Here is a 16,056-nt window from a genome sequence, read left to right as displayed (position 1 = left end):
ATAGGAAAAAGAGTTCAATTAGACCTGGCTTTTTGCTATAATGAGGGGAGAAAAATCAGACAGGAGAATAAGATGTCAGAACCATTATTTTTACAATCAGTTATGCAAGAAAAAATCTGGGGTGGAACCAAGCTACGTGATGAGTTTGGCTACGACATCCCAAGTGAAAAAATCGGAGAATACTGGGCCATCTCAGCTCATCCAAATGGAGTCTCTAAAGTTTCCAATGGTCGTTACGAGGGAACAGACCTAGCTACTTTGTATGCAGAACACCGTGAATTGTTTGGCAATCGTCCAGAACCTGTATTTCCGCTTTTGACTAAGATTCTGGATGCCAACGACTGGCTCAGCGTCCAAGTTCACCCAGATGATGCTTATGGACTGGAGCATGAAGGCGAACTTGGAAAAACAGAATGCTGGTACATTATCGCAGCGGATGAAGGTTCAGAGATTATCTACGGTCACAATGCTAAGTCAAAAGAAGAACTCCGCCAGCAAATCGAGGATAAAAACTGGGAGGACTTGCTGACAAAAGTTCCTGTTAAGGCTGGAGATTTCTTCTATGTGCCAAGTGGCACCATGCATGCTATCGGGGCAGGCATCTTGATTCTTGAAACCCAACAGTCTAGTGATACAACTTACCGCGTCTATGACTTTGACCGTAAGGATGATAATGGCAACTTGCGTGAACTTCACCTTGAAAAATCTATCGATGTTTTGAACATTGGAGAGCCTGCCAATAGCCGTCCTGTAACTGTTAAAGCAGATGATTTGCGTTCCACTCTCCTTGTATCTAATGATTTCTTTGTAGTTTACAAGTGGGAAATCACTGGAAAAGTTGATTTTGAGAAGACAGCTGATTACACCTTATTCAGTGTCTTAGCTGGTCAAGGTCAGCTAACTGTTGACGGAAAAAACTATCCAATCCAAAAAGGCAGCCACTTTATCCTACCAAGTGATGTTGAAGCTTGGATTCTGGAAGGGCAAGGTTTGGAATTGATTGTTAGTCATCCATAAAAAAGAAAGGGCCTGAGTTCATTACTCAAGTCCTTTTTGATTACATAAATTGGGCGATAAAGACCACGATGATGATGATAGGAATGATAAAACGAAGAAGGAAGAGCCAGACCTGGAAAAGTCCCTGTTTACATGCTCGTTCATCAAGGTGTAGTTCCTCCATGGCAAGAGCCTTCTTAAAAATATAGCCTGTAAAGAGTGAAAGGCAGAGAGCACCAAATGGCATGAGGAGATTAGAAACCAAGAAGTCCATAGCATCAAAGAAGGTCTTCCCAAAGATATGAACATCCGCCATAACACCGTAAGATAGGGCTGAAGGAATTCCAAAGACAAAGGTCAAGATTCCTAAAATAGCACTCCATTTAGCACGCTTACTGTTGTCCTGATTGGTGATATTACCCACATTGATTTCCAGCATAACAACGGAAGAAGTGACCGTCGCAAAGAGGAAGAGCAGGAGGAAGAGGATGTAGAAAATGGTTCCAAAAGGCATCTTGTCAAAGAGCTGAGGCAAGACGATAAATAGCAAGCTTGGTCCCCCTTCAGACTGGATATTGAAGGCTGACATGGCTGGGAAAATGGCTAGACCTGCCATGATGGATACCGAGATATTCATGGCTACGATGGAAATCCCTGACTGAACCAGATTGGTTTTCTTATCCAAGTAAGAAGCATAGGTCAGCATGGCTGTAACCCCTAGTGAGAGGGCAAAGAAAGATTGTCCCAGAGCATATAGGAGACCAGCACTGGTCAGCTTAGAGAAGTCTGGTTTTAGGAAGTAAAGAACCCCTTCCATGGCATTTGGCAAACTGAGAGAACGACCGATGATGACGACAAAGATGATAAAGAGCAGGGGCATCATGACTTTCGAAGCTCTTTCAATCCCTTTTTGAACCCCACGTGATACAATGAAGATATTCAATAGGATAAAGGCTGCTTGAGCTCCTAGGGCAATGGCTGGATTTGAAATGATTGAAGTAAATAACTGAGCATAATCCCCCGTTCCACCAATTTGGAACAATTTTCCAAACTCAATGCCTAGATAAACCAGAATCCATCCCCCAATAACACTGTAGAAAGATAAGAGGATAAAGAGGGCAAAGGCACCAATCCAACCGATAAAGTTGTACTTACTATTCTTGCCGAGTTTTCCAAAGGTTTTGATTGCTGAAACACCAGCACTACGGCCAAGGGCAAATTCAGCAAGCAGGAGCGGGAAACCGATTAAAATGGTAGAAATAAGAAAGACCAGTAAAAAGCCACCTCCACCGTTAGCAGCAGTCATATAGGGAAATTTCCAAACGGCACCAAGTCCGATGGCTGAGCCAGCAGACGCTAGGATAAAGCCCAGTTTAGAACCCCATTGCGATTTTTCAGACATAGTTAAACTCCTAAAATTAGTGTTACAAAAGAAAAAGCTACTGCCCTTGGCAAATAACCTCATAAGTACTCAAAATGAGCTTTTCTTTTGATTGATAGACTTGACTATCCTATCATGTTTTCTAAGGTCTGTCAAGAAAACCATTTTCATGTTATGATAAAGTAAAAAATTTCGCAAAAACGCTTGACTCTGACCTAAGGGGAGGGGTTATACTATCAATGTAATACTCTTCGAAAATCAAATTCAAACCACGTCAGCGTCGCCTTACCGTACTCAAGTACAGCCTGCGGCTAGCTTCCTAGTTTGCTCTTTGATTTTCATTGAGTATAAGGAGGAAATAATGTACCATATAAAAGAAGCTGCGCAGCTTTCGGGCGTCTCTGTCAAGACCCTACACCACTACGATAAGATAGGACTTTTGGTTCCTTTAAAGTCGGAAAACGGCTATCGAACCTACAGTCAGGAGGATTTGGAACGCCTTCAGGTTATTCTTTATTACAAATATCTAGGTTTTTCTTTAGAAAAAATAGCAGAGCTATTAAAGGAAGAAAGGGAAGATTTATTGCCTCATTTGACCAGGCAGTTGGACTATTTGACTCGAGAAAGGGAACATCTGGATACCTTGATTTCAACCTTGCAAAAAACCATTCAAGAACAAAAAGGAGAAAGAGAAATGAGCATTCAAGAGAAATTTGCTGGATTTAACTACCAAGACCATCAAAAATACCACCAAGAGGCGGTAGAGAAATATGGACAAGAAGTGATGGACCAAGCGCTCGAGCGCCAAAAAGGTCACGAAGACGAAGCTACGGCTGCCTTTAACCAAGTTTTTCAAGCTTTGTCACAAAATCTTCAAGCTGGTTTACCTGCAACAGCAACTGAAAACCAAGAGCAAGCAGGCAAACTCTTGCAAGCTATTCGTACTTATGGATTTGATTGTACGATTGAAGTATTCGGCCATATCGGTAAGGGATATGTTTATAACCCAGAGTTTAAGGAAAACATTGACAAATTTGGAACTGGCACTGCCCAATACACATCAGATGTCATTGTCCACTATGTCCAAACTCAAACAAAATAAAATCGGAGGAGCATTCTTCCGATTTTTACTAAATTCAAGCACTATTTGCTTAATAATTTTTCTACCACATTTAGTTTTCGCATGGTCAAATCTACATTAAAAAGCTTTTCAAGATAGTTGGTATGGAGTTTCTTTTGTTTAGCAGTTCTAGGGAGATAGAGGTAAAGGCAGTGGTTACCGATACAAATTTCTTCTTCACCGTAATCAATTTTCAATTTGTCTAAAGGGAGGCTTTGAATAGATTCTTGATAAAAAATCACGTGTATACGGTCATAAAGATAGTGTTCTCCAAAAGGGTTTTCTTGGACAATGTTTTTAAAAATATCCTTATTCTTAATGATTATTTTGAGATCGGCTCCAATCTTTTTCTTTATTAGAGTATGAACCTGTTCTCGTATTTTTTCTAAGGCTAAGTTACTTTCAAGAATGATATTACCACTTTGAATATAGGTTCGAACTTGTTGAAAACCGGCTTCTGTTAAGATATCTACTAGATAAGACATTTTAGGGATAGCATTTTTTCCATTAGGAGTAACTCCCCTTAACAAGATAATATGTTCCAAAGGACTTCCTTTCTTTTGGGGCTGATTTAGCCATTAAATAATTCAGATTTAGATTGGGTTTGATCCCGCCACCCAACCAGTGCAGAGGGCAGAAGTGATGTTAAAGCCACCTGTGTGGGCGTTGATATCCAGTACCTCACCAGCAAAGTGGAGTCCAGGTACCAGCTTACTTTCCAGAGTTTTAGGATTGATTTCCTTAAGACTGACACCACCCTTGGTAACAAATGACTTGGCGAGGGACATTTTACCAGTCACAGGGATTTTAAGTCCCTTGATGGACTGGAGAAGTTGTTCTCGTTCCTTTTCAGTCAGTTGTTTGACTTTGTCAGGATAGCCTTGCGCAAAAAATTCTGCCAAACGTTCTGGCAACAAGGTTCTTAAAGCATTTTTCAAGGATTTTTCCCGATTTTCTTCTAGAAATGTAGCCAAGTCCTTATCAGAAAGTTGAGGCAAAACATCTAGTGAGAGAACCTCCCCACCCTTGACAAAACTAGACATACGCAGGGCAGCAGGGCCTGACAAACCAAAGTGGGTAAAGAGCAAATCATGAGTGATGACATGCTTACCATAGCTTAGGGTCACATCGTCCAACGAAATACCCTGCAAGACCTTGTGTGGAAAATCTGTCAACAAAGGACTTTCAGCGGCCTCAAGCTCGGTAATGGTGTGTTTAAAATGACGGGCAATCTCATGACCAAAACCAGTCGAACCAGTAGAAGGATAGGATTTACCACCTGTTGTGACAATGAGCTTCTCACAAGTGAAGGTTTGGTCAGCTGATTTAAGGATAAACTGATTTTCTACCTTTTTAACCGAAACAATTTCGGTTTGAGTAGCAACTTGGCCGCCTAGCTCAGTGATTTTCTTTTCCAAGGCTTCGATAATGGTACGAGACTTGTCGCTGGCCGGAAAGACGCGACCGTGGTCTTCGACCTTAAGTTTAACACCATTTTCTGTAAAAAAGTTAATGATATCATGGTTATCAAACTGGGAGAAGACACTGTAGAGAAAGCGCCCATTTCCAGGGATTCCAGCTAGTAGGTCATCTAGAGTTCCGTTGTTGGTGACATTGCAACGTCCCCCACCAGTCCCAGCTAATTTTTTTCCAAGTTTCCGATTTTTTTCGATGAGGAGGGTTTTCTGTCCATGAAAGCTACTGGAAATCGTAGCCATCATACCAGCAGGACCTCCACCGATGACAATAGTATCAAAATGTTTCATAGCTCTATTGTACCACAAAAAAACAAGAGATGATGGTCACCTCTTGTCAAGAATGCAATTAATCAATTTCATATCCCATCAGCAAACCACCATCTTCTGCATAAAAACTGCAGAGACCAGATGTTGGGAGAATTTTAATATCCGCCTGTGGGAAATTTTCACGAATTCGCTCTGAAAGCTGTTGGCAACATTTCTCGTTATTGCGTTGAGCCATGACAATACGACCACCAGCATATCCTGCTTTCACTAACTCTTCATATGCTGCCTGAATCGATTTCTTTGGTCCTCTTGCTTTTTGTAGCAATTCGAGGGTTCCAGTTTCACTAGCTTCTCCGACCATACGGATGTTGAGAAGGCCAACGACCGTACCGATAAGCTTGCTCAAACGGCCGTTTTTAACCAAGTTATCGACTTTAGCTAGGACAAAGAGCAACTTGGTTTTTTCTTGATAGGCGGTGATAGCTTCAACCACTTCTTCAAAAGATAAGCCCTGGTCAATCAAGTCATTCAATTTTTCTACGAGCAAGTCAACCTCACCGCCAGCAGACAAACTATCAATTACATGAATCTTAGTGTCAGGATGGTCTTCCAGATAAATATTCTTTGCTAGTTGAGCACTATTGTGACTGCCAGAGAGAGTACCTGTGATGGTTACTAGGAAAATGTTTTTGGCTCCTTCAAATGCTCGCAAATAATCATCTGGGCTTGGACAAGCTGATTTTGAAGCTTCTGCAGTTGCATACATGGTTTCCATCATTTGGTCAATATCAAGACTGGCATCATCAACAAAAATCTGATCAGCTACTTGAATGGTTAAGGGAACACTCACAAAGGTCGTGTCAATAGCTGGTTTTGCCAGTTGACGATAATCACAACCAGAGTCAGCAATAATCTTCCAAGTCATAGAAATTCTCCATCTTTGTCAGTTATACATTGACAAAGGTTCTGTCTTTTTTTACAATTATATCATGAAAACCCTTGAAACAAAAGCCTTATCCGTCTGTTGTGACAAGTAGAAAGAAAATGTTATGTCTGAACGTAGAATCTCTGAAAAATCTCTTGAAAATCTCAGAAAATCAAACCAAGAATCTAATTTATTAACTAGAGAAGCCATCGAAACAGCCCTCTTGCAGCTCTTGGAAAAAAAGGACTTGACCAAGATTAGTATTTCTGAATTGGTCAAACGTGCAGGTGTTTCGCGTGCGGCCTTTTATCGCAATTATGATTCTAAAGAGGAAATTTTAGAGAGTGTCTTTAAACGAACTGTCCACAACATCATGGAACAGCTACACCATTATGATTTAAAGACAGACCTTTATCTGGTCTGGGTTCACCTTTTCCGAGAGGCAAGAAAGGAAGCCAGAGTGATTCAACTGGCCTTGGATTACCATCTGGAAAAAATCTTTGTCCAAGCCATGCAGGAATTTCTAGAAAAATACCATGGGAAATCAAAAGGTGTCAGCTCTTATCTTCATTCCTTTTGGAGCTCGGCCATCGTCTCTGTCCTCCTAAAATGGATCAAGGATGGCATGAAGGTACCTGCTGAAAAGATTGCGGATTTACGGTTACCATTTTTTAAAAAATAGAGAAAAAGGAGAAGAGATATGACTGAAAAAAGACTGGCCTGGGATGAGTATTTTGCAGCCCAAGCATTACTAATTGCCAATCGTTCCACTTGTAAACGTGCCAAAGTGGGCGCGATTCTGGTAAAAGATAATAAGGTTATTTCCACTGGTTACAATGGTTCGGTGTCAGGAACCGAGCATTGTATTGATCACGAATGTCTGGTCATCGAAGGCCACTGTGTTCGCACCCTTCACGCTGAGGTCAATGCTATCCTTCAAGGTGCAGAACGTGGTGTTCCCAAAGGCTTTACAGCCTATGTAACCCATTTTCCTTGTCTCAACTGTACAAAACAATTGCTTCAGGTCGGTTGCAAGCGCGTGGTTTATATTAACCAGTACCGAATGGACGACTATGCCCAATACCTTTATCAAGAAAAGGGAACTGAATTGACCCATCTACCACTTGAGACCGTACAGGAAGCTCTTAAAGAAGCAGATTTAATGTAAAAAATATCAAAAATAAATGGTTTAGAAAGATTTTTAAACCGTTTTTTGGTATAATAAGAAAAATAAATTGAAAGAAGGAACTCCAAAAATGGGAAAAATTGAAGTTATTAATCATCCACTGATTCAACACAAATTGTCAATCTTGCGTCGTACAGATACTTCTACAAAAGCTTTCCGTGAGCTAGTAGATGAGATTGCAATGTTGATGGGGTATGAAGTACTTCGTGATCTTCCACTAGAAGATGTGGAAATCGAAACACCAATTACAAAAACAGTTCAAAAACAATTGGCAGGTAAGAAATTGGCCATCGTTCCAATCTTGCGTGCAGGTATCGGGATGGTTGATGGTCTCTTGAGCTTGGTTCCAGCTGCTAAAGTTGGTCACATCGGTATGTACCGTGATGAAGAAACGCTTCAACCAGTTGAGTATTTGGTGAAATTGCCTGAAGATATTGACCAACGTCAAATTTTTGTGGTAGACCCAATGTTGGCAACAGGTGGCTCAGCAATCTTGGCTGTTGATTCTCTTAAAAAACGTGGCGCATCAAATATCAAATTTGTCTGCCTTGTATCTGCTCCAGAAGGTGTTAAAGCCCTTCAAGAAGCTCATCCAGATGTAGAAATCTTTACAGCAGCCTTGGATGAACGCTTGAACGAACACGGTTATATCGTTCCAGGTCTTGGAGATGCTGGGGACCGCTTGTTCGGTACAAAATAAAATAAAAAAGAGATTGACTTGGAAAAGGATTTCCAGTCACGAAAGGAGGTTGAATTTTTGTTTCTGTCTAATGAAAACAGAGCAAAAATTTGACCTTTTTTGACCAAGATATTATAATAGTCTTATCTTCAGTCATTTGACCAATAAAATTAAAACTCAAAAGGAGAAATAAATGATTCCTGTAGTTATTGAACAAACAAGCCGTGGAGAACGTTCCTACGATATTTACTCACGTCTTCTTAAAGACCGCATCATTATGCTGACAGGCCCAGTTGAAGACAATATGGCCAACTCTGTTATTGCCCAGTTGCTTTTCTTGGATGCCCAAGATAGTACAAAGGATATTTACCTTTATGTCAATACACCTGGTGGTTCCGTTTCAGCTGGTTTGGCAATCGTTGATACCATGAACTTTATCAAGGCAGATGTCCAAACCATTGTTATGGGAATGGCAGCATCTATGGGGACGGTCATTGCATCAAGTGGAGCAAAAGGCAAACGTTTCATGCTTCCAAATGCAGAGTATATGATCCACCAACCAATGGGTGGTACAGGTGGTGGTACTCAACAAACCGATATGGCGATCGCTGCAGAACACTTGCTCAAAACTCGTAATACCTTGGAAAAAATCTTGGCTGAAAATTCAGGTCAGTCAATCGAAAAAGTTCATGCAGATGCAGAACGCGATAACTGGATGAGTGCCCAAGAAACACTTGAATATGGCTTTATTGATGAAATCATGACCAATAATTCATTGAACTAATGATGAAAGAAGGCAAACTCGACTGGGTTTGCTTTTTTTGGTATAATGGGGAGAGATTTCTTAGAAAGAGGATTTATCATGTTTGAAAAAGTTAATCGATCTGGCTTGATTATCTATCTTTACTATAATCGTGATGCAAAAAAACTGCAGGATTATGGAGATATTACCTATCATTCCAAGAAACATCGTTACTTACAACTTTATGTTCCAACAGAGAATTTGGAGAGCGTAGTTGAGAGATTAGGTAAGGAAAGATTTATCAAAAAAGTCAGAGCTTGTCATATTCAAGAGTTGGAAACACCCTTTGTTGGTAACCTTTACCGAGAAGAAAACGTTATCATCGAAAAAGTCCAAGAAAAGTGTTGACAATTTTCTGATAATTCGGTATATTCTTAACATGCTATTTATTTAAGAAATAAGGAGACAAAAAATGAAGAAAAAATTTGCCCTATCGTTTGTGGCGCTTGCAAGTGTAGCACTTCTTGCAGCCTGTGGAGAAGTGAAATCTGGAGCGTCAAACGCTGCTGGTAACTCAGTAGATGAAAAGACAATTAAAATCGGTTTTAACTTTGAAGAATCAGGTTCTTTAGCTGCATACGGAACAGCTGAACAAAAAGGTGCCCAATTGGCTGTTGATGAAATCAATGCCGCAGGTGGTATCGATGGAAAACAAATCGAAGTAGTCGATAAAGATAATAAGTCTGAAACAGCTGAGGCTGCTTCAGTTACAACTAACCTTGTAACCCAATCTAAAGTATCAGCAGTCGTAGGACCTGCGACATCTGGTGCGACTGCAGCTGCGGTAGCGAACGCTACAAAAGCAGGTGTTCCATTGATCTCACCAAGTGCGACTCAAGATGGATTGACTAAAGGTCAAGATTACCTCTTTATCGGAACATTCCAAGATAGCTTCCAAGGAAAAATTATCTCAAACTATGTTACTGATAAATTGCAAGCTAAGAAAGTCGTTCTTTACACTGACAATGCCAGTGACTATGCTAAAGGGATTGCCAAATCTTTCCGCGAGTCATACAAGGGTGAAATCGTTGCAGATGAAACTTTCGTAGCAGGTGACACAGACTTCCAAGCAGCCCTTACAAAAATGAAAGGGAAAGACTTTGATGCTATCGTTGTTCCTGGTTACTATAATGAGGCTGGTAAAATTGTAAACCAAGCGCGTGGTATGGGAATTGACAAGCCAATTGTTGGTGGTGATGGATTCAACGGTGAAGAGTTTGTACAACAAGCAACCCCTGAAAAAGCATCAAACATCTACTTTATCTCAGGCTTCTCAACTACTGTAGAAGTTTCAGCTAAAGCAAAAGCCTTCCTTGACGCTTACCGTGCTAAGTACAATGAAGAACCTTCAACATTTGCAGCCTTGGCTTATGACTCAGTTCACCTTGTAGCAAACGCAGCAAAAGGTGCTAAAAACTCTGGTGAAATCAAGGATAACCTTGCTAAAACAAAAGATTTTGAAGGTGTAACTGGTCAAACAAGCTTTGATGCAGACCACAACACAGTCAAAACTGCTTACATGATGACCATGAACAATGGTAAGGTTGAAGCAGCAGAAGTTGTAAAACCATAATAGAAAAATGTTGAAATAGGGAATGAGCCTCTGACTCACTCCCTGTTTCGGTGTTTAAGAACCTATCAAAAAGTGAGGGGAAACCCTCAAAATTATAAATAGAAAGAGTGAATCTTATGCTCCAACAACTAGTAAATGGTTTGATTCTAGGTAGTGTTTATGCGCTGTTAGCCCTAGGATATACCATGGTTTACGGAATTATCAAGCTCATCAACTTCGCCCACGGTGATATTTATATGATGGGAGCCTTTATCGGTTATTTCTTGATTAATTCTTTCCAAATGAATTTCTTTGTAGCTCTTATTGTAGCTATGTTAGCGACAGCCATTCTTGGTGTCGTGATTGAGTTTCTTGCTTACCGACCTTTGCGCCACTCAACTCGTATTGCTGTTTTGATTACAGCTATTGGAGTTTCCTTCCTACTTGAATATGGAATGGTCTATCTGGTTGGTGCCAATACTCGTGCTTTTCCTCAAGCGATTCAAACAGTTCGATATGATTTGGGACCAATTAGCCTAACAAATGTGCAGTTAATGATTTTGGCCATTTCCTTGATTTTGATGATTTTGTTACAAGTCATTGTCCAAAAGACTAAGATGGGGAAAGCCATGCGTGCAGTTTCCGTAGATAGCGATGCAGCACAATTGATGGGAATCAATGTAAACCGTACTATCAGCTTTACCTTTGCTTTGGGTTCAGCTCTTGCGGGTGCGGCTGGTGTTCTGATTGCCCTCTATTATAACTCTCTTGAGCCTTTGATGGGGGTTACTCCAGGTCTTAAGTCTTTTGTTGCCGCTGTACTTGGTGGTATCGGAATTATTCCTGGTGCGGCTCTTGGTGGCTTTGTAATTGGTCTATTGGAAACCTTTGCGACAGCCTTTGGAATGTCAGACTTCCGTGATGCCATTGTTTATGGAATCTTGTTGTTGATCTTGATTGTCCGCCCAGCTGGTATCCTTGGTAAAAATGTGAAAGAGAAGGTGTAAACGATGAAGGAAAATTTAAAAGTTAATATTCTATGGTTACTCCTTTTGTTAGCTGGCTATGGCTTGATTAGTGTATTGGTTTCAGTTGGAGTACTAAACCTATTCTATGTACAGATTTTACAACAAATTGGAATTAATATTATTTTGGCTGTTGGCCTTAACTTAATCGTTGGTTTTTCAGGACAATTTTCACTTGGTCATGCTGGTTTCATGGCGATTGGTGCCTATGCCGCTGCTATTATTGGATCTAAATCACCAACCTACGGTGCCTTCTTTGGAGCTATGATTGTAGGTGCTTTGCTTTCAGGAGCAGTTGCCTTACTTGTCGGAATTCCAACCTTGCGCTTGAAGGGGGACTATCTTGCGGTAGCGACTCTCGGTGTATCTGAAATTATCCGTATCTTTATCATCAATGGCGGAAGCCTTACAAATGGTGCAGCAGGTATCTTGGGAATTCCTAACTTTACAACTTGGCAAATGGTATACTTCTTCGTCGTGATTACAACCATTGCAACCTTGAACTTCTTGCGTAGTCCAATTGGGCGTTCAACTCTCTCTGTTCGTGAGGATGAAATCGCTGCTGAGTCAGTTGGGGTTAATACGACTAAAATTAAAATCATCGCCTTTGTCTTTGGTGCTATTACTGCAAGTATTGCAGGGTCACTTCAGGCAGGATTTATCGGTTCAGTTGTACCGAAAGATTACACTTTCATCAACTCAATCAACGTATTGATCATTGTTGTATTTGGTGGACTTGGTTCAATTACAGGTGCCATTGTTTCAGCTATTGTCCTTGGAATTTTGAATATGCTTCTCCAAGATGTTGCTAGCGTGCGTATGATTATCTACGCTTTGGCCTTGGTATTGGTAATGATTTTCAGACCAGGTGGACTCCTTGGAACATGGGAATTGAGCCTATCACGTTTCTTTAAAAAATCTAAGAAGGAGGAACAAAACTAATGGCATTACTTGAAGTAAAACAGTTAACCAAACATTTTGGCGGTCTAACAGCTGTTGGAGATGTGACTCTTGAATTGAACGAAGGGGAATTAGTTGGACTAATTGGTCCAAACGGAGCTGGTAAAACAACTCTTTTCAACCTATTGACCGGTGTTTATGAACCAAGTGAGGGAACAGTTACCCTTGATGGTCACCTTTTGAATGGAAAGGCACCTTATAAGATTGCCTCTTTAGGACTTGGACGTACTTTCCAAAATATCCGTCTCTTTAAAGATTTAACAGTTTTGGACAATGTTTTGATTGCTTTTGGCAACCATCACAAACAACATGTTTTTGCTAGTTTCTTACGCTTACCAGCTTTTTACAAGAGTGAAAAAGAATTAAAGGCTAAAGCCTTGGAATTGCTGAAAATCTTTGATTTGGATGGTGATGCAGAAACTCTTGCTAAAAATCTTGCCTACGGACAACAACGTCGTTTGGAAATTGTTCGTGCCCTCGCTACGGAACCTAAAATTCTCTTTTTAGATGAACCAGCAGCAGGTATGAACCCGCAGGAAACAGCAGAATTAACTGAGTTAATTCGTCGTATCAAAGATGAATTTAAGATTACGATCATGCTGATTGAACACGATATGAATCTGGTCATGGAAGTAACAGAACGTATCTATGTACTTGAATACGGTCGTTTGATTGCTCAGGGAACCCCAGACGAAATTAAGACCAATAAACGCGTTATCGAAGCTTATCTAGGAGGTGAAGCCTAATGTCTATGTTAAAAGTTGATAATCTTTCTGTGCATTACGGCATGATCCAGGCAGTCCGTGATGTAAGCTTTGAAGTAAATGAAGGAGAAGTTGTTTCCCTTATCGGTGCCAATGGTGCAGGTAAAACAACCATTCTCCGTACCTTGTCAGGTCTAGTTAGACCAAGCTCAGGAAAGATTGAATTTTTAGGTCAAGAAATCCAAAAAATGCCGGCTCAGAAAATTGTAGCAGGTGGCCTTTCACAAGTACCAGAAGGACGCCACGTCTTCCCTGGCTTGACCGTCTTGGAAAATCTAGAAATGGGAGCTTTCTTAAAGAAAAATCGTGAAGAAAATCAAGCTAACTTGAAAAAAGTTTTCTCACGCTTTCCTCGTCTTGAAGAACGCAAGAACCAGGACGCAGCCACTCTTTCAGGGGGGGAACAACAAATGCTTGCCATGGGACGTGCTCTTATGTCAACACCAAAGCTTCTTCTTTTAGATGAACCATCAATGGGACTTGCCCCAATCTTTATCCAAGAGATTTTTGATATTATTCAAGATATTCAGAAGCAAGGAACAACCGTCCTCTTGATTGAACAAAATGCCAATAAGGCACTCGCAATCTCTGACCGAGGTTATGTACTGGAAACAGGAAAAATCGTCCTATCAGGAACAGGAAAAGAACTCGCCTCATCAGAAGAAGTCAGAAAAGCATATCTAGGTGGCTAAAAAGGTCTGGGGGACCTTTTTAGTCGGTGGATGAAGATTGCGAAGCAATTATCTTATCCAGTGGATTGTTTTAGTCGGCAGATGAAGATTGCGTAAGCAATCTTCGCATAGTCTGGGAGACTAGTTTAGGTTGCGGATAGAGATTGCGAAGCAATTCTCATCTGCACTGGAAGGTTAGCTTCTGATAATTGAAATAAAATCGAATGAAACGTTTTTTACCTTCATTCACAGAGCTCGATTTTAGAGCTCTTTTTGCTAGCTTATTCATACTTTTCTGAATTTTGAAAAAGAAATGTAAGCGTTTGATAGATTTACAAAAAGATTGTATAATAGGGATAAGAATAGAAAAGGAGAAGTCTCATGGCAGTTAAAGATTTTATGACCCGCAAGGTAGTTTATATTAGTCCAGATACAACAGTATCTCATGCAGCAGATTTAATGAGAGAGCAAGGATTGCACCGCTTGCCTGTTATCGAAAATGATCAATTGGTTGGTTTGGTGACTGAGGGAACCATTGCGCAAGCTAGTCCATCAAAAGCAACCAGTCTTTCTATCTATGAGATGAATTATCTTCTAAATAAGACAAAAGTAAAAGATGTGATGATTCGCGATGTTGTCACTGTTTCAGGCTATGCGAGTCTAGAGGATGCAACTTATCTGATGTTGAAAAACAAGATTGGTATTCTTCCTGTCGTAGATAATCATCAAGTATACGGAGTTATTACGGACCGTGACGTTTTCCAGGCCTTTCTTGAAATTGCTGGTTACGGTGAAGAAGGAATTCGTGTGCGCTTTGTTACAGAAGATGAAGTCGGTGTCCTCGGAAAGATTGTTTCTTTGATTGCAGAAGAAAATTTGAATATCTCTCATACAGTCAATATTCCGCGTAAGGATGGTAAGGTCATTATCGAAGTTCAAATCGATGGCTCAATTGATTTACCAGCCTTGAAAGAAAAATTTGAATCAGAGAATATTCAAGTAGAAGAAATCACTCGTACTTCAGCAAAAGTCTTGTAAGAAGGGAAGCCGAAAGGCTTCTTTTTTCATGAAAAGAGGAGTAGAGCAAAAGATGGAAAGAAATGATAAAATATGCTATAATGAAATAATGTAAAAAAGGAGTATTTATGGACATTTCAGTAATTCGTCAGAAAATTGACGCAAATCGTGAAAAATTAGCTTCTTTCAGGGGGTCTCTTTGACCTCGAAGGTTTAGAGGAAGAGATTGCTATCTTGGAAAACAAGATGACAGAACCTGATTTTTGGAACGATAATATCGCGGCCCAAAAAACGTCGCAAGAATTAAATGAATTAAAAAACACTTACAATACTTTCCATAAGATGGAAGAGTTGCAGGATGAAGTTGAAATTTTATTAGACTTTTTAGCTGAAGATGAGTCGGTACATGAAGAATTGGTTGAACAGTTGTCAGAACTTGATAAGATGATGACCAGTTACGAGATGACCTTGCTCTTGTCAGAACCTTATGACCATAATAATGCCATCTTGGAAATCCATCCAGGATCCGGTGGTACTGAGGCTCAGGACTGGGGTGATATGTTGCTTCGTATGTACACTCGCTATGGAAATGCTAAAGGCTTTAAAGTGGAAGTATTGGATTACCAAGCAGGAGATGAAGCTGGTATCAAGTCAGTAACCTTATCATTTGAAGGACCTAATGCCTATGGTCTTCTCAAGTCAGAAATGGGGGTACACCGTTTGGTGCGAATTTCACCATTTGACTCTGCTAAACGTCGCCATACCTCTTTCACATCTGTAGAAGTGATGCCAGAGTTGGATGATACCATTGAAGTGGAAATCCGTGAAGATGATATCAAGATGGACACCTTCCGTTCAGGTGGTGCTGGTGGACAAAACGTCAACAAGGTTTCCACAGGTGTGCGTTTGACACACATTCCTACGGGAACTGTCGTTCAGTCAACAGTCGATCGTACCCAGTATGGAAATAGAGATCGTGCCATGAAGATGTTGCAGGCTAAGCTCTATCAAATGGAGCAGGAGAAGAAAGCTGCGGAAGTCGATTCCCTCAAGGGTGAGAAAAAGGAAATCACATGGGGAAGTCAAATTCGTTCTTATGTTTTCACGCCATATACTATGGTAAAAGACCATCGAACTAACTTTGAAGTTGCACAAGTAGATAAGGTTATGGATGGAGACCTAGATGGTTTTATTGATGCCTATCTCAAGTGGAGAATCAGCTAAGATAGAAAG

Annotated in this window: 18 protein-coding genes; 14 read left to right on the top strand and 4 right to left on the bottom strand. The window is 40.5% G+C overall.

Annotation, left to right across the window (positions count from 1 at the left end; translation table 11 throughout):
* Positions 1-72 precede the first annotated feature (72 nt).
* Positions 73-1,017 carry a mannose-6-phosphate isomerase, class I gene (manA, locus tag N8N51_RS08960; protein WP_001294313.1) on the top strand — a complete coding sequence of 315 codons (945 nt, stop codon included), beginning with the start codon at positions 73-75 and terminating at the stop codon, positions 1,015-1,017.
* 40 nt (positions 1,018-1,057) lie between these two features.
* Here manA and N8N51_RS08955 read toward each other — a convergent pair whose 3' ends face one another.
* Positions 1,058-2,398 carry a sodium-dependent transporter gene (locus N8N51_RS08955; RefSeq protein ID WP_078228474.1) on the bottom strand — a complete coding sequence of 447 codons (1,341 nt, stop codon included), beginning with the start codon at positions 2,396-2,398 and terminating at the stop codon, positions 1,058-1,060.
* A 340-nt stretch (positions 2,399-2,738) separates the two neighbouring features.
* Between N8N51_RS08955 and N8N51_RS08950 the strand changes: the two genes are divergently transcribed.
* Positions 2,739-3,479 carry a MerR family transcriptional regulator gene (locus tag N8N51_RS08950; RefSeq protein ID WP_125454766.1) on the top strand — a complete coding sequence of 247 codons (741 nt, stop codon included), beginning with the start codon at positions 2,739-2,741 and terminating at the stop codon, positions 3,477-3,479.
* Between the two features lie 41 nt (positions 3,480-3,520).
* Here the strand turns inward: N8N51_RS08950 and N8N51_RS08945 are convergent, their stop codons facing one another.
* From N8N51_RS08945 to N8N51_RS08935, 3 genes are read right to left on the bottom strand one after another with little or no spacing between them, the layout of a single operon-like run.
* Positions 3,521-4,042: a DUF1697 domain-containing protein gene (locus N8N51_RS08945; protein ID WP_070478650.1), complete on the bottom strand. Its 522-nt coding sequence runs from the start codon at positions 4,040-4,042 to the stop codon at positions 3,521-3,523.
* 48 nt (positions 4,043-4,090) lie between these two features.
* Positions 4,091-5,263, bottom strand: coding sequence for an aminoacetone oxidase (gene aao, locus N8N51_RS08940; protein WP_125454767.1), 1,173 nt, complete (start codon positions 5,261-5,263; stop codon positions 4,091-4,093).
* 58 nt (positions 5,264-5,321) lie between these two features.
* On the bottom strand, positions 5,322-6,167 hold the full coding sequence (locus tag N8N51_RS08935; protein ID WP_125454768.1) for a DegV family protein: 846 nt from the start codon (positions 6,165-6,167) through the stop codon (positions 5,322-5,324).
* 124 nt (positions 6,168-6,291) lie between these two features.
* On the opposite strand from N8N51_RS08935, the gene N8N51_RS08930 reads away from it, so the two are divergent.
* From N8N51_RS08930 to prfB, 12 genes are all read left to right on the top strand, one after another.
* Positions 6,292-6,849 carry a TetR/AcrR family transcriptional regulator gene (locus N8N51_RS08930; RefSeq protein WP_000004136.1) on the top strand — a complete coding sequence of 186 codons (558 nt, stop codon included), beginning with the start codon at positions 6,292-6,294 and terminating at the stop codon, positions 6,847-6,849.
* A gap of 18 nt (positions 6,850-6,867) precedes the next feature.
* Complete coding sequence (locus N8N51_RS08925) at positions 6,868-7,335, top strand: deoxycytidylate deaminase (RefSeq protein WP_000136974.1); 468 nt, start codon at positions 6,868-6,870, stop codon at positions 7,333-7,335.
* Between the two features lie 88 nt (positions 7,336-7,423).
* Positions 7,424-8,053 carry a uracil phosphoribosyltransferase gene (gene upp / locus N8N51_RS08920; RefSeq protein ID WP_000515974.1) on the top strand — a complete coding sequence of 210 codons (630 nt, stop codon included), beginning with the start codon at positions 7,424-7,426 and terminating at the stop codon, positions 8,051-8,053.
* Between the two features lie 172 nt (positions 8,054-8,225).
* Positions 8,226-8,816, top strand: coding sequence for an ATP-dependent Clp protease proteolytic subunit ClpP (clpP, locus tag N8N51_RS08915; RefSeq protein WP_173266526.1), 591 nt, complete (start codon positions 8,226-8,228; stop codon positions 8,814-8,816).
* 78 nt (positions 8,817-8,894) lie between these two features.
* Positions 8,895-9,182, top strand: a complete 288-nt coding sequence (locus N8N51_RS08910) for a YlbG family protein (protein WP_115904790.1) — start codon at positions 8,895-8,897, stop codon at positions 9,180-9,182.
* 64 nt (positions 9,183-9,246) lie between these two features.
* On the top strand, positions 9,247-10,407 hold the full coding sequence (locus tag N8N51_RS08905; protein WP_261104045.1) for an ABC transporter substrate-binding protein: 1,161 nt from the start codon (positions 9,247-9,249) through the stop codon (positions 10,405-10,407).
* Positions 10,408-10,523: 116 nt separating this feature from the next.
* On the top strand, positions 10,524-11,393 hold the full coding sequence (locus N8N51_RS08900) for a branched-chain amino acid ABC transporter permease (RefSeq protein ID WP_000941421.1): 870 nt from the start codon (positions 10,524-10,526) through the stop codon (positions 11,391-11,393).
* A 3-nt stretch (positions 11,394-11,396) separates the two neighbouring features.
* Entirely contained in the window at positions 11,397-12,353 is a 957-nt protein-coding gene (locus N8N51_RS08895; RefSeq protein ID WP_033677572.1) for a branched-chain amino acid ABC transporter permease, read from the top strand.
* Positions 12,353-13,117 carry an ABC transporter ATP-binding protein gene (locus N8N51_RS08890; RefSeq protein ID WP_001185995.1) on the top strand — a complete coding sequence of 255 codons (765 nt, stop codon included), beginning with the start codon at positions 12,353-12,355 and terminating at the stop codon, positions 13,115-13,117. The genes N8N51_RS08895 and N8N51_RS08890 overlap by 1 nt, the downstream gene beginning before the upstream one ends.
* Entirely contained in the window at positions 13,117-13,827 is a 711-nt protein-coding gene (locus N8N51_RS08885) for an ABC transporter ATP-binding protein (protein WP_049497486.1), read from the top strand. Before N8N51_RS08890 ends, N8N51_RS08885 begins: the two co-directional genes overlap by 1 nt.
* A gap of 360 nt (positions 13,828-14,187) precedes the next feature.
* Positions 14,188-14,844, top strand: a complete 657-nt coding sequence (locus N8N51_RS08880; protein WP_000268660.1) for a CBS domain-containing protein — start codon at positions 14,188-14,190, stop codon at positions 14,842-14,844.
* A gap of 107 nt (positions 14,845-14,951) precedes the next feature.
* Positions 14,952-16,047 (top strand): peptide chain release factor 2 gene (gene prfB, locus N8N51_RS08875; protein ID WP_261104044.1). Its coding sequence is split into 2 segments (ribosomal slippage): positions 14,952-15,023 and positions 15,025-16,047, totalling 1,095 coding nucleotides; the frame shifts between segments, so codons are not numbered across the junction.
* Positions 16,048-16,056 lie beyond the last annotated feature (9 nt).

This window comes from Streptococcus mitis (genome assembly GCF_946188685.1).
Classification (GTDB): domain Bacteria; phylum Bacillota; class Bacilli; order Lactobacillales; family Streptococcaceae; genus Streptococcus; species Streptococcus mitis_CC.
Note: the sequence above shows the minus strand (reverse complement) of the source record. Positions and strands in the feature narration are given on the sequence as shown.

Coding starts and splice junctions, on each gene's coding strand:
- manA (WP_001294313.1), top strand. CDS start 73: ATGTCAGAACCATTATTTTTACAATCAGTTATGCAAGAAAAAATCTGG.
- N8N51_RS08955 (WP_078228474.1), bottom strand. CDS start 2,398: ATGTCTGAAAAATCGCAATGGGGTTCTAAACTGGGCTTTATCCTAGCG.
- N8N51_RS08950 (WP_125454766.1), top strand. CDS start 2,739: ATGTACCATATAAAAGAAGCTGCGCAGCTTTCGGGCGTCTCTGTCAAG.
- aao (WP_125454767.1), bottom strand. CDS start 5,263: ATGAAACATTTTGATACTATTGTCATCGGTGGAGGTCCTGCTGGTATG.
- N8N51_RS08935 (WP_125454768.1), bottom strand. CDS start 6,167: ATGACTTGGAAGATTATTGCTGACTCTGGTTGTGATTATCGTCAACTG.
- N8N51_RS08930 (WP_000004136.1), top strand. CDS start 6,292: ATGTCTGAACGTAGAATCTCTGAAAAATCTCTTGAAAATCTCAGAAAA.
- N8N51_RS08925 (WP_000136974.1), top strand. CDS start 6,868: ATGACTGAAAAAAGACTGGCCTGGGATGAGTATTTTGCAGCCCAAGCA.
- upp (WP_000515974.1), top strand. CDS start 7,424: ATGGGAAAAATTGAAGTTATTAATCATCCACTGATTCAACACAAATTG.
- clpP (WP_173266526.1), top strand. CDS start 8,226: ATGATTCCTGTAGTTATTGAACAAACAAGCCGTGGAGAACGTTCCTAC.
- N8N51_RS08910 (WP_115904790.1), top strand. CDS start 8,895: ATGTTTGAAAAAGTTAATCGATCTGGCTTGATTATCTATCTTTACTAT.
- N8N51_RS08905 (WP_261104045.1), top strand. CDS start 9,247: ATGAAGAAAAAATTTGCCCTATCGTTTGTGGCGCTTGCAAGTGTAGCA.
- N8N51_RS08900 (WP_000941421.1), top strand. CDS start 10,524: ATGCTCCAACAACTAGTAAATGGTTTGATTCTAGGTAGTGTTTATGCG.
- N8N51_RS08895 (WP_033677572.1), top strand. CDS start 11,397: ATGAAGGAAAATTTAAAAGTTAATATTCTATGGTTACTCCTTTTGTTA.
- N8N51_RS08890 (WP_001185995.1), top strand. CDS start 12,353: ATGGCATTACTTGAAGTAAAACAGTTAACCAAACATTTTGGCGGTCTA.
- N8N51_RS08885 (WP_049497486.1), top strand. CDS start 13,117: ATGTCTATGTTAAAAGTTGATAATCTTTCTGTGCATTACGGCATGATC.
- N8N51_RS08880 (WP_000268660.1), top strand. CDS start 14,188: ATGGCAGTTAAAGATTTTATGACCCGCAAGGTAGTTTATATTAGTCCA.